The organism is Aquisphaera insulae, from assembly GCF_011064615.1.
GTDB lineage: Bacteria > Planctomycetota > Planctomycetia > Isosphaerales > Isosphaeraceae > Aquisphaera > Aquisphaera insulae.
The window spans coordinates 1-12,651 of the sequence record NZ_JAALJH010000147.1; the positions used below are offsets into that span (position 1 = coordinate 1).

Here is a 12,651-nt window from a genome sequence, read left to right on the forward strand (position 1 = left end):
CTAGCCCCGCCAGGAGGCCGTTCAACAACGGCACGGTCATCAAGGCCAGGCGGCATTCCCGGGAGTCCCAGTACGAGGTCCTCCTCAACAGCTCGAAGGCCGCGAGGTCGATCGCCAGGATCGCCATCGCGAACATCATCTCGGCGAGACTCATCCGTGGGATTCGCATCGACGACCTCCGAACGACATCGCGGCCACTCTCGATCATCCCCCATTCTAATTCCGGCGCGACCCGGGATTCAGGGGGCCGGGGTCAGCTCGCCCGAGATCGATTGCGCCGGATGGGGTCGAAAAAGTGGCCTAGGCTTCTGACATGAAGGGATGCGCGACCGGCTCAACGCGGGTCGCCGGATCTCTCGTAAGACTAGGACTCACCTGGGATTACTGCTGGCCCCCCGGCTCAGGGAAATCGGACGCCATGGACTCGACACGAATCCGACTCGATGACAGCCGAATCAAGAAGCCGGCCAGCCGGGAGCTTCTGGCCCCGGTGGCGCCGATCGCCCCCGCACCCCGTGTCGTCCCGGAGAGGAAGCCCTTTCGGTGGGGCAGGCTGATCCGATGGAGCGTCGGCCTGGCGATCCTGGCGGAAGCCGGCTGGCTCGCGACGCCGACGGTCCTCTATCGCACGAGCGTCCACGCGACGATCACGGCGCCGCTCGTCGCCGTCCGCGTGTCTCACGAGGGCGAGGTGGTCGGGACACCTCCGGCCGTCGGCGACCGCGTGTCCGCCGGGCAGTCCCTCTTCGAACTCCAGATGGCCGTCCCCGACCGTCGGCCGGCGGATCGGCTCCGCGGCGAGATCGAGTCGGTACGCAAGTCCTCGGCCGCGCTGGAGGCCCAGATCGCCCGGTTGGACGAGGTGAAGCGCGAGCTGCTGGCTCACTTCCGAGACTACCGGGAGGTCCGCACGGCGCAGTCGGAGAAGCAGGCGGCCGAGCAATCGGCGCGGGTCCAGGCGGCGGAAGCCCACCTCAAGACGGCGGAGTTCGAGGTCGCCATGCAGCGCAGGTTGTCGGGCCGGGGGGCGTCCTCGGGGGTGGATCTCGCCCGCGCCGAGAACGCGGTGGTCGAGGCGAAGACCGATCTCGAAGTCGCCCGCCACTCCGCGGCCCGGCACCAACTCCAGCTCGAGGCCGCCCGCAAGGGCTTCTTCGTTGGCGAGGCCGATGGTGGCCAGGATCGGGTCGCGTCGCGGCAGCGTTGCGACGAGATCGAGATCCAGGAGGCCGGCCTGAAGGCACACCGGGATGAGCTGGACGCGCAGCTTCATGAGATGGAGGCTCGCCTCGAGAGCGAGGAGCGGCACCTGGCCAGGTCGCGGATGGCGATCCAGGCGCCGATCGGCGGCACCGTCTGGTCCTCGCCGCTGGTCGCCGGCAGCGAGATCTCGCCCGGCTGGACGGCCCTGGAGATCGTCGATCCCTCCCGGTTGAAGGTCGATGCCCTCTTCCGCGACGCCGATGCGGAGCGGATCCGGCCGGGCCTGCCGGTGAAGGTCCGCCTGATGGGCTCTCCCCGGGCCCTGAACGGCCACGTCGTCCGCGTCTCGGCCCCCGGGGCCTCGGACGTGGAATCGGTCGGGGGGAGCCCGAAGGACGCGTCGTACCCCGGGACCTTCCGCGCGGTGATCGCCCTCGACCAGCAGCCCGAGGGAGGCGCCGGCAACGCGTCGTTCGTCGGCGGCTCCGCGGTCGTCTGGGCGGATCGGTAACACCGGCCGCCCTCCTCTCGCCCTTGATCTCCTCGCTCCCCGCCTGAACGAAGCACGAACCGGACAAGGATCGCCACGCATGTCTCCTCTCGACGGCTCCGAATGGGCGGCCGCTCTGGCCCTGATCGGCCTCTGCTTCACCGTGCTCCCCTCGCTCCCCGTCCGGCGAACCTGGGCACGGACCGCGGTGGTGGTCTTCGGCCTGGCGATCGCCGGCCGGTATCTCCACTGGCGGCTCGTCGAGACCGTCCTCCCCGTGGATGCCTGGACGGTTCGTGGCGCCTGGATCTGGATCGTCTACCTCTTCGAGCTCGTCGCGATCGCGAACTGCGGCGTGACCTACCTGGTCCTCACCCGGACGACCGACCATACGCCGGAAGCCGACGCGCTCGAGCACCGCCTGCGATGTGCGCCCGAGGGCTCACTGCCGCGCGTCGACGTCTTCCTCTGCACCTACAACGAGGGGATCGAGGTCCTGGAAGGGCCGATCGTCGCCGCGAAGAACATGGACTATCCGAATTTCACCGTCTGGGTCCTGGACGACGGCCGTCGCCCCTGGCTCCGTGACTTCTGCGCGGAGCAGGGGGTGGGATACCTGACCAGGCCGAGCAACGTGCATGCAAAGGCCGGCAACATCAACCACGCCCTGGCCCACACCGATGCCGAGCTCTTCGCGATCCTGGATGCGGATTTCGCGCCCAGGCAGGACTTCCTGATGCGGACGGTCGGCTTCTTCGAGGATCCTCGGATCGCGATCGTCCAGACGCCGCATCACTTCTTGAACACCGACCTCTACGAGATGAACCTTGGGTTGGGCGAGCACTCTCCCAACGAGCAGCGGCTCTTCTTCGACACGATCCAGGCGAGCCGCGACGCCTGGGATTGCTCGTTCTGCTGCGGGTCCGCGAGCGTCCAGCGGCGGTCCGCCCTCGAGGAGATCGGCGGCGTCCCGACCGATTCCGTCACCGAGGACATCCTCTCGTCCCTGCTGCTCCTGCGGCGGGGCTATGTGACCCGGTTCCTCAACGAGCCGCTGGCCTTCGGGCTGTCGCCGGAGAGCGTCAAGGGGATGTTCGTCCAGAGGCAGCGATGGTGCCGTGGCGGCCTTCAACTGATGTTCCTCCGGGACGGCGTGCTCGGCCCCGGGCTGACGTGGCTCCAGCGGCTCTTCTTCTTCCCGTCTGACTGGCTCGTGCAGACGCCGGTTCGGCTCTTCGCCGTGCTCGTCCCGATCATCTACCTGTGGACGGGCATTCCTCCCCTCGAACACGCCGACCTCTCCGACCTGGTCCGCTACCAGCTCCCGATGCTCATCGCGCTGATGGCCCCGATGGTCTGGCTCTCCGGCGGGCGGTATCTCCCCTTCGTGTCGACCGGGTTCTCGCTCTTCCTGAGCTTCCGGCTGGTGCCTACGATCGTCTCGACGCTGATCAAGCCGTTCGGCGAGCCCTTCCGGGTGACGCCCAAGGGGGCGGGGGCGGGCCGGGGCGTCGACCGCTTCGCCCGCGGCTGCGCGATCGGCTTGCTGGCGCTGACCCTGCTGGGTTTGCTGATCAACGGCCAGCCGGAAACCCGGGTCATCGCCGATCCGGAGCATCGCGCGGCGGCCACCTTCTTCTCGATGCTCAACGTGGGGGCCCTGATCCTGGCGATCCTCGCCAGCCGCGACCGTGGCCGGAAGCGGACGATGGAGCGGCTGCGGACCAGCGCCACGGTCGTCTGCGAGTGCGACGACGGCCACCGCGTCCGCACCTCGATGTTCGACATCTCCGCCGGCGGAGCCGGCATCCTCTGGCCCGACGACCTGCGGATCCCCGGCTTCGTGAAGCTCCTCGTCCCCGGGGGCCGCGCGGTCCGCGCCGACGTCGTCCGCGTGGACGGCCTGCGGCTGGGCCTGCGATTCGACCTGCTGGACCCGGCCGACCGCCAGACCGTGCTCTCCTGGGCCTACGCGATCGGCCTGACGAAGGCCCCGACCGAGCTCTCGATGCTCCAGCTCACCCGCCGCCTGGTGGCCCGCTGCCTGGGGTGAAAACGCGGGCTGGCCGCGCCAGCCCTCACGCCGTAGACTCCCCGGCGACTGCGGCTTCCATGGCGTCCGTCCTCAGACCTCAGCCTCCTGCCACTTTTCCGGCGTCCCCGCCGCCCGGTCATCGGGGTTCATGCCGTGGCGGATCATCTCGATCCGCTCGAAGTGCTTCTGAGACTGTGCCACGATCTGATTGATGCAGTTGCAGACGATCGCCACGATCGCGATCCAGGCGAACCAGGGCATCCCGTTTAGGAATTGAGAAAAGCCGGACGGCGTCATTGTATGTCCTTCTTGCACTGGGATGGAAAGGCGGTCGTTCAACGGGGGGTATTCTGTTCTGACTCGGGAATATTGCACCGTTCCGGTCTCTCCGGATGCCTCACCGGGAGACGGTGCCCCGGAATCCCGTCAGTCGGTGCCTTTTGCTCCACTCGAAGCCCCTGTAAACTCTCACGAGGGATGCCGCGAATGGGCCCGGTGGACGTGCGGTTTGCCACGGATCCCCTGGAAAAAAGGGAATTGCCCCCAGGCTCTTGAGGTCTGTGCCAAGGGAGTAGAGCCATGCCGTCTCCTTCCCTCGTCGTCTTCCTGATGGCCTGCGAGCAGGTTGATTGACCGATCGAGCCAGGCCCGTCGCCGCCGGAGACGAAGCTGACGGTCTACACGGCCGATGAGGATGGCGTGAAAAAGCTCATCTCCCTGGTGATTCCAGGCGTGGCCAACTGGAATCAGGGCGGCCTCATGCTCCAGAAAGCAACCGTGGAACGCGAGAACTTCGACCGCTGGCTCTACGACTCCAAGGGGCCCGCGACGCCGAGGGAGAAGCTCATCGAGAGGCTGAACGCCTGGGTTGAGGTCGCAGCCAGAGAGGACCGACTTGACGACCCCCAAGTTGCCCGGCTCCGCCTCGCAGGCAAGGGGGATATTGAACGCTTCCTCGAACAGGTGGAGCTGAAGCGCCGGGAGTTTGAAACCCAGCGCACCACGTTCAAGGAGGGCTTCCAAGCACTCCGCAACCTCGGCCCGCTGTCTAAACGATACAAGAATGGCCCGTTCGAAGGTGGCTCGATGTTCGCCAAGACCCTGTGCAAGATTCAGTCCGAGAAGGGGCTTCCCCCTCATCTTCCCACTGTTCCGCCGGCCGGCTCGTCAGAGCCGTCCCGAAATCCGGCCGGGCGAGCCACAGGCCGCGTCGGCGCGAAGCAAGGGGCACCCTTACGGGCCTTTACCGGACGATGATCCGGCGCGACTGTCGGCGGCCGGTCCTACTATCCTCGGTCACTTCAGCGGCCGGGCCGGCACACCTTCGCGGGTGATCCGGATCGGCCGGATGAGGCCCTTCTCGTCGAATTCCATGCGATCGATGCAGGTCTGCCGGGAATTGGCGTCCGTCTCGCCCAGCGGCCGGCGGTGGTAGACGATGTAATACTCTTCCGTCCCCGGGACGTGGATCACCGAATGGTGCCCCGCGCCGGTGGCGATGGCCGGATCCTGCTTCAGGATCTTGCCGATCCGCCGGAACGGGCCGAAGGGAGAATCCGCGATCGCGTAGGCCACGCAGTAATCCGGGCCCGTCCAGCCCCCTTCCGACCACATGAAATAGTACCTGCCACCGCGGATGAACATGAAAGGGCCTTCGACGTACCCTTCCGGCGTGATCTCCTTGAACGTGGTCCCGTCGGGGAAGGGGACGAAGCCGGTGAAGTCGTCGTTCAGCCGGGCGATGTTGCAGTGCCGCCAGCCTCCGTAGATCAGGTAGTACCGGCCGTCGGCGTCCCTGAAGGCGAACTGGTCGATCGGCTGCGCACCGTTGTGGAACCGGTCGATGAGCGGCTTTCCCAGGTGATCGCGGAACGGGCCGCCCGGACTTTCGGCGATCGCCACGCCGATGCCGCCGACTTCCCGGTCGTTCTGGATGTCATTGGCGCCGAAGAAGAAGTAGTACTTGCCCCCCCTCTCGACGACCGACGGGGCCCACATCGCCCGCTTCGCCCACCCGATCGCCCCGGCCGTCAGCACCCGCGGATGCTTCTCCCAGGTGATCAAGTCTTTTGATGAGAAGGCGTCGAAGTAGACCTGGTCGTCGTATCGCGCGGAGAAGGTCGGATAGATCCAGTAGGTGTCCCCGAAGACGGTCCCCTCGGGGTCCGCATACCAGCCCGGGAAGATCGGATTTCCGGACAACTTCGCCTTGTCGTCGGCGATCGAGGACGAGGCGAGGAACAGCAAGCCGATCGCGGGCAAGAGCCGGGAGATCGCTTTCATGGCGTGGTCATCCAGGTCGCGGAGTTCTCGATCAGACGGTCTCCGGGACGACGTAAGGGCTGCGATACGTCCGCGTGGCCAGGGCATTGGCCGCCTCGGAGTGTTCGCCCGTGAACGTCGCGCGGGAGGGGTCGAAGGACAGGAAGGCGCCCAGCGTGGCCGGGGTGGCGGCCAGGTCGACGCCGTTCTCCTCGAGGTGGGCCCGGAGGCGGACGTGAGCATCGGCCAGCTCGGGGTCCGATTCGAGCGACGAGCGGATGGCATCGGGGGGGAGGGCCTTGCCCAGCCGGTGCGAGATGTTGCCCATGTGGCAGCAGGCGGCGGAGACGTGGCCGATCTGGGCCTCGGCGTTGAGATCCGTGTGCTTGCGGCTCCGGACCGCGGCGAAGAAGTTGGCCAGGTGGGCGGCCTCGAGCGTCTCCGAGCTGCCCTCGTCCGAGAACGTCTTGATCGTCTTGCCCGAGCGGTCGTGGAAAGCACCCCCGGTGATGTCGCCCGCGAAGTAGCCCCCCTCGCAGTCGATCACCACGCCGCCGGTCAGATGCCGGTACTTGCCGATGGCCCCTTTCTTCCGGTCCAGGTTTCGGACCTCGCAGATGAGCGGGGCGGGGCTGTAGTCGAACCAGGCGACTTGAGTGTTGGCCGTCTCGCCGCAGTCGTCGAAGGCGAACCGGCCGCCGACGCTCAGCACGCGGGGCGGGAGGGCCTCCTGGCCGATCGCCCACCGGCAGACGTCGATGACGTGCGGGCCGTTGTTGCCGATCTCGCCGTTGCCCGTCTCCCAGAACCAGTGCCACTCGTAATGGAGCTGCTTCCGCATCAGGGGGCCCTTCGGCGAAGGTCCGCACCAGAGGTCGTAGTCGACGGTCGAGGGGATCGGCGTCGGCGCGGCCACCTTTCCCAGGCCCTCGCGGGCGCGGTAGACGATGGCATGGGCGTACTTGATGGCCCCGAGCTGACCGCCACGGAGCTCATCGAACGCCCGGCGGAGGAGCGGGCTGGTCCGCTTCTGGGTGCCCGCCTGGACCATCCGGTTGTACTTGCGGGCGGCGGCCACCATCTGGCCGCCTTCCCAGAGAGTGTGCGAGAAGGGCTTCTCGCAGTAGACGTCCTTCCCCGCCTGGCAGGCCCTGATCGTCGCCAGGGCATGCCAGTGATTCGGGAGGGCGACGATCACGGCATCGACGTCCTTGTCGTCGAAGACCTCCCGCATGTCCCGGTGGGCCTTGACGTTCTCCCCGTGCTTCGCCGCGTCCTTCAATTCGCGGTCCAGATGCGCCCGGTCCGCGTCGCAGAAGGCCACGATCTTCACGTTCGACTCGGGGATCTCGCGGAGCCGGCCGATGAGCTGGTGGCCGCGGCCCCCCACGCCGCCGACGGCTGTGGTCGACCCCATTCCGATGACCGCCACGCGGATCGTCTCGTTGGGGCTTGCCGCACGCGCGGACCGGCTGCCGAGCAGCGCCGGCATCCCCATCGCGAGTCCCGTCGCCGCCGAGGTGCCGAGGAAATTCCTTCGTGTCATTGCGTTCATGGCGAGGCTCGCGACTCCTGGGATGGATGCCGGTCACGCGGTAACCCCACCCAGTCTAGCCCGTCCGCCGAGCAGGTCCAGTGCCATCGTCCCGGATGGACGCGACGAGGGCCCGGACTTGCCGGGCCCTCGTCGTCGATTGGGGAGCACAGCCGTCGAGATCAGGACTTCGGCGGCGTCGGGGTCGTGGTGCTGGCCGGAGGGGGGTTCTTGCCCGTTTCCTTGACCTCGGTCGTCTGCTTGACGGTCGACGTCCCTTCGGGCGTCGAGACCTTCTTCTCCTCGGTGACGCTCGAGGTCTCGCCACAGCCGACGAAGGCCATGGTGGAGGCCAGTAAACCGGTGCACGCCAGGGCGGAAAGGAGCTTTCTCATGGGTATCCTTCGTCGCGAGTGGTTTCGGGATCGGGCCCTCGATTCGAGGCCCCGGAAAGTCATTACCGATCGATCGAATTTGCAAGAGCCGTGCCATCCGGGCCGAATTGCTCTGGGCATCGCCCGGGGAAATCCTGGCAAAAGGGGAAGGCTCGCCGGCATCCTGGAGGCTGACGGCCAGGACGGCTGCGCACCGTCCTGCATCGGCGTGCGCCGGCTCTCGCCGAAGGGGCGAAGCTGCTCAGCCGTGGCTGACTCCGGCCGGGAGGCTCGGGATCGGCGGCAGGGATGGGGCCACCTGAGTGCGCAGGTCCTCGACCGCGTCGCGGGTGATCTCCGTCACCTGGCCCAGCGAGATTCCCGTCGCCTCGGATCCCAGGTTGAGCGCCAAGTAGTCCTCGCCCAGGCCGAGGAAGACGTCCGGGACGCCGAGCCCCCGGTTCAACGCCATCCGGGCCAGGGGGGCGACGCACGAGACGCCGGCCGCGACCACCGCGCCCAGGACGGGGACGGACGGATCGTGGATGCCTTCCTCCTTCATGCTCTGCTGGGCCACCCACGCACCGGAAATCGCGTGGGGGATCATCAGGCCGGGGCGATAACGGGGCGGCAGGATCCCGATCTTGTCCAGGAACATCTCGCCGAGCGCGGCCACGGCCCAGTGGCCCGTATGCGGACTCCGTCGCTTCGCCGCCAGGAAGGCGGGGCCGAGGGCCACCCTGAACCCGCTCAGAGCCGCCAGCGCCATCGCGCGCTCGAACGGCGTCTTCGGACTGGTCATCGCAGTTCTCCTTCTTCCGATCCGCGGTGGATGCGCATGCTCATTCGGGCTCCGAAGCCCGTGTCATCGAGTCGGAAAACGCAAGAACCGTGCCGAGGGGGATTGCGAGTCGCGCGAGTCTTGCCGATCTCAGCCCTTCAGCAACTGCCGGAGGACGTACTGGAGGATCCCGCCGTTCTCGTAGTACTGGAGTTCCTGGGGGGTGTCGATGCGGACGACCACGGGGAACCGGAGCGTCGAGCCGTCGGGCCGCTCGGCCGCGACGATCAGCCGGCGCCCGGAGGCGAGCCGGCTGGCGAGCCCGCCGACGGGGTCCTCCACGCCGTAGATCTCCTCGCCCGTCAGGCCCAGGCTCTCCACGCCCTGGCCGTCCTCGAACTGGAGCGGCAGGATCCCCATGCCGACGAGGTTGGAGCGGTGGATCCGCTCGTAGCTCTCGGCGATCACGGCGTGGATGCCCAGCAGCTTCGGCCCCTTGGCCGCCCAGTCGCGCGAGGAGCCGGAGCCGTACTCCTTGCCCGCCAGGATGATCAGCGGGATGCCCGCGGCCTGGTATTTCTCCGAGGCGTCGAAGATGCTCATGACCTCGCCGTCGGGGAGGTGCCGCGTCCAGCCCCCCTCGGTCCCGGGCGCCAGCCGGTTCCGCAGCCGGACGTTGGCGAACGTGCCGCGGACCATCACCTCGTGATTGCCCCGCCGCGAGCCGTAGGAGTTGAACTCCGGGACCGGCACGCCGTGGGCCTGCAGGTACCGGCCCGCGGGGCCGTCCGCCTTGATGGATCCGGCCGGCGAGATGTGGTCGGTCGTGATGCTGTCCCCCAGGACGGCCAGGACCCGGGCGCCCGCGATCGGCGCCACCGGCGCGGGGACCTTCGGCATGCCCACGAAGTAGGGCGGATTCTTGACGTAGGTGGAGTCGTCCGACCACGAGAACCGGTCCCCCTCCGGCGCGGGGAGGCCCTGCCAGTGCGCATCACCCTTGAAGACCTCTCCATATTCCGACTTGAACATGTCGGTCTTCACGGAGTGGAGCACGGCCTCCTGGACCTCGTGGCTGGTCGGCCAGATCTCCTTCAGGTGGACGGGGCGGCCCTCGGGGTCGTGGCCGATGGGGTCGGTGGCCAGGTCGGTGTCCATGGTCCCGGCCAGGGCGTAGGCGACGACCAGGGGGGGCGAGGCCAGGTAGTTGGCCCGGACGTCCGGATTGATCCGGCCCTCGAAGTTGCGGTTGCCGGAGAGGACCGAGACGGCGACCAGGTCCTTCTTCTGGATCTCCGCCGAGATCGCCGCGGGGAGGGGGCCGGAGTTGCCGATGCACGTCGTGCAGCCGTAGCCGACGAGGTTGAACCGGAGCTTGTCGAGGTAGGTGTCCAGCCCGGCCTGGCGGAGGTAGTCGGTGACGACCTTGGAGCCGGGGGCGAGGCTCGCCTTGACCCAGGGCTTCGCCTCCAGCCCGCGCTCGACGGCCTTCTTGGCGAGGAGGCCGGCGGCCAGCATGACCGAGGGGTTCGAGGTGTTCGTGCAGCTCGTGATGGCGGCGATCACGACCGACCCGTGCTTCAGGTGGGCGGCCGCGGCGGCGTCCCCGTTGACGGGCTCCTCGGCGGCGGCCGGCTCGTCGACGACGGCCAGGGCCTTCTTCTTGGACGCGGGCGCGGCGAGAATCTCCTGGAGCGACTTCTGGAAGGAGGTCCGCGACTCGCGGAGCGGCACGCGGTCCTGGGGCCGCCTCGGCCCGGCGAGGCTCGGCTCGACGGTGGAGAGGTCCAGGGCCAGGGTGTCGGTGTAGGCCGCCTCCTTCGCGCCGGGCTCGTGGAACATCCCCTGCACCTTGTAGTATTCCTCGACCAGCCGGATCAGCGACTTCGGCCGCCCGGAGAGCTCCAGGAACCGAAGCGTCTCGGCGTCGATCGGGAAGATCCCGCAGGTCGCCCCGTACTCGGGGGCCATGTTGGCGATGGTCGCCCGGTCGGCCAGCGGCAGCGAGGCCAGGCCGTCGCCGTAGAACTCGACGAACTTGCCGACGACCCCCTTCTTGCGGAGCATCTGGGTGACGGTGAGGACCAGGTCCGTGGCCGTGGCCCCTTCCGGCAGGGTCCCGCTCAGCTTGAAGCCGACGACCTGGGGGATGAGCATGGAGACCGGCTGGCCGAGCATCGCCGCCTCGGCCTCGATGCCGCCGACGCCCCAGCCGAGCACGCCCAGGCCGTTGATCATCGTCGTGTGCGAGTCGGTCCCGACCAGGGTGTCGGGGTAGATCAGCGGCGGATGGCCGTCCCCCTGGTCCACCTCGAAGGCGACCCGCGCCAGGTATTCGAGGTTGACCTGGTGGACGATCCCGGTGTCCGGCGGCACGACCTTGAAGTTCTTGAACGCGTTCTGGCCCCAGCGGAGGAACGCGTACCGCTCCTTGTTTCGCTCCATCTCGAGCGCGGCGTTGATGTCGAACGCGGTCGGCGTGCCCGCCTCGTCCACCTGCACGGAGTGGTCGATGACGAGCTCCACGGGCTGGAGCGGGTTGATCCGGGTCGGGTCGCCCCCCATCGCCTTCATGGCGTCGCGCATCGCGGCGAGGTCGACGACGGCGGGGACGCCGGTGAAGTCCTGGAGCAGCACCCGGCTGGGCCGGAAGGCGATCTCGCGGCTCGGCTCGGCCGAGGGGTCCCAACTCGCCAGCGCCCGGATGTCCTCGGCGGTGACGGTGATGCCGTCCTCGAACCGGAGCAGGTTCTCGAGCAGGACCTTCAGCGAGAAGGGCAATCGGCTCGGGTCGAGCTTCTGATCCTTGAGCGCGTCGAGGCGGTAATAGCGCCCGGGATGCCCGTCGACGTTGAGGGGCGTGAGTGCGTTGAACGACTGAGTCATTGCTCGTCCCTTCGAGCGATCGAGGAAAGGCCCGGGCCGATCCAGGCCGGTTCCACCCTCAAGGCGATGCGAGGTGCGAGGAGGAAGGAGTCCGAGGCGCCGCCGGCGGGAAAGCTCCTGCGTCGCCCTTCCCCTCGGGATCATCCGACAAATTGTAAGTCAACTGGACCCGGGACTGAACCCATATTCGCCGCCCGTTCGAGGAACAATCTGACCGCGGCCCGCCCCTCCGGCCCGTAGTCCACGGTCCGTTCGTTCACATACATGCCGACGAACCGGTCCGCCAGCTTCGGGTCCAGGTCGCGGGCGTAGGTCAGGGCGTAGGCCAGGGCCTCCTCGCGATGGGCCAGGGCGTAGCGGATGCTCTCCTTGATCAGCGCGGCGACCTTCAGGACGAGCTCCTGGCCGAGGTCCTTGCGGACGACATTCCCGCCCAGCGGCAGCGGCAGCCCGGTCTGTTCGTGCCACCACTGGCCGAGGTCCAGCACCTGATGCAGCCCGCGATCCCCGTAATAGAGCTGCCCCTCGTGGATCAGGAGCCCGGCCTTCACCTCGCCGGCCGCGACCGCCGGCAGGATCTGGTCGAACGGCCGGACCGTCACCGGCACGTCCTTCCCCAGGCAAAGCTGGAGCGCCAGGTAGGCCGAGGTCAGCTTCCCCGGGATCGCGATCGTCTCGCCGGCCAGGTCGGCGAGCGTCCTCGGCTCGCGGGTGACGAGCTTCGGCCCGTACCGCTCTCCCATGCTCGCGCCCGAGGAGAGCAGGGCATACCGATCGGCCAGGTGCGCGAAGGCGTGGATGCTGACCGCCGAGACCTCGAGCTCCCCGCGGAGTGCCCGGTTGTTCAGCGTCTCGATGTCCTCGAGCTGATGGACGAACTTCAGCCCGCCGGTATCGATCTTGTCATGCGTCAGGGCATAGAACATGAACGCATCGTCGGAATCCGGGCTGTGTCCGACCCGGATCGTCGTCGTCTGGCTGGGGGAACTCATGGGCAGCTCTCGTCTCGTCGAATCTCGGCCCGGTGCATTGTCGGTGCCATCAGTCGGGGTTGTCCATCGGGAGGGCGGCGTGACGTCGTGGTTG

10 protein-coding genes are annotated in these 12,651 nt (G+C 67.9%); 3 read left to right on the forward strand and 7 right to left on the reverse strand.

Annotated features, from left to right (window positions below; translation table 11 throughout):
- Positions 1-418 precede the first annotated feature (418 nt).
- Both G6O54_RS35275 and G6O54_RS35280 read left to right on the forward strand, forming a co-directional pair.
- Entirely contained in the window at positions 419-1,714 is a 1,296-nt protein-coding gene (locus G6O54_RS35275) for an HlyD family secretion protein (RefSeq protein ID WP_165235143.1), read from the forward strand.
- Positions 1,715-1,793: 79 nt separating this feature from the next.
- Positions 1,794-3,746, forward strand: a complete 1,953-nt coding sequence (locus G6O54_RS35280; protein ID WP_165235146.1) for a glycosyltransferase — start codon at positions 1,794-1,796, stop codon at positions 3,744-3,746.
- A 72-nt stretch (positions 3,747-3,818) separates the two neighbouring features.
- Here the strand turns inward: G6O54_RS35280 and G6O54_RS35285 are convergent, their stop codons facing one another.
- Positions 3,819-4,025 (reverse strand): hypothetical protein, encoded by a 207-nt coding sequence (locus tag G6O54_RS35285; RefSeq protein WP_165235149.1) that lies wholly within the window; start codon positions 4,023-4,025, stop codon positions 3,819-3,821.
- A 402-nt stretch (positions 4,026-4,427) separates the two neighbouring features.
- Between G6O54_RS35285 and G6O54_RS35290 the strand changes: the two genes are divergently transcribed.
- Positions 4,428-4,985, forward strand: a complete 558-nt coding sequence (locus G6O54_RS35290) for a hypothetical protein (protein ID WP_165235152.1) — start codon at positions 4,428-4,430, stop codon at positions 4,983-4,985.
- A gap of 39 nt (positions 4,986-5,024) precedes the next feature.
- Here G6O54_RS35290 and G6O54_RS35295 read toward each other — a convergent pair whose 3' ends face one another.
- The 6 genes from G6O54_RS35295 to G6O54_RS35320 form a co-directional block, all read right to left on the reverse strand.
- Positions 5,025-6,011: a glycoside hydrolase family 43 protein gene (locus G6O54_RS35295; protein WP_165235155.1), complete on the reverse strand. Its 987-nt coding sequence runs from the start codon at positions 6,009-6,011 to the stop codon at positions 5,025-5,027.
- Positions 6,012-6,042: 31 nt separating this feature from the next.
- Positions 6,043-7,545 carry a Gfo/Idh/MocA family protein gene (locus G6O54_RS35300; protein ID WP_165235158.1) on the reverse strand — a complete coding sequence of 501 codons (1,503 nt, stop codon included), beginning with the start codon at positions 7,543-7,545 and terminating at the stop codon, positions 6,043-6,045.
- Positions 7,546-7,706: 161 nt separating this feature from the next.
- Positions 7,707-7,919 (reverse strand): hypothetical protein, encoded by a 213-nt coding sequence (locus tag G6O54_RS35305; protein ID WP_165235161.1) that lies wholly within the window; start codon positions 7,917-7,919, stop codon positions 7,707-7,709.
- 241 nt (positions 7,920-8,160) lie between these two features.
- Complete coding sequence (locus tag G6O54_RS35310; protein WP_165235164.1) at positions 8,161-8,700, reverse strand: hypothetical protein; 540 nt, start codon at positions 8,698-8,700, stop codon at positions 8,161-8,163.
- Between the two features lie 129 nt (positions 8,701-8,829).
- On the reverse strand, positions 8,830-11,565 hold the full coding sequence (gene acnA, locus G6O54_RS35315; RefSeq protein ID WP_165235167.1) for an aconitate hydratase AcnA: 2,736 nt from the start codon (positions 11,563-11,565) through the stop codon (positions 8,830-8,832).
- A 140-nt stretch (positions 11,566-11,705) separates the two neighbouring features.
- Entirely contained in the window at positions 11,706-12,557 is an 852-nt protein-coding gene (locus G6O54_RS35320; RefSeq protein WP_165235170.1) for a menaquinone biosynthesis family protein, read from the reverse strand.
- Between the last annotated feature and the right edge of the window lie 94 nt (positions 12,558-12,651).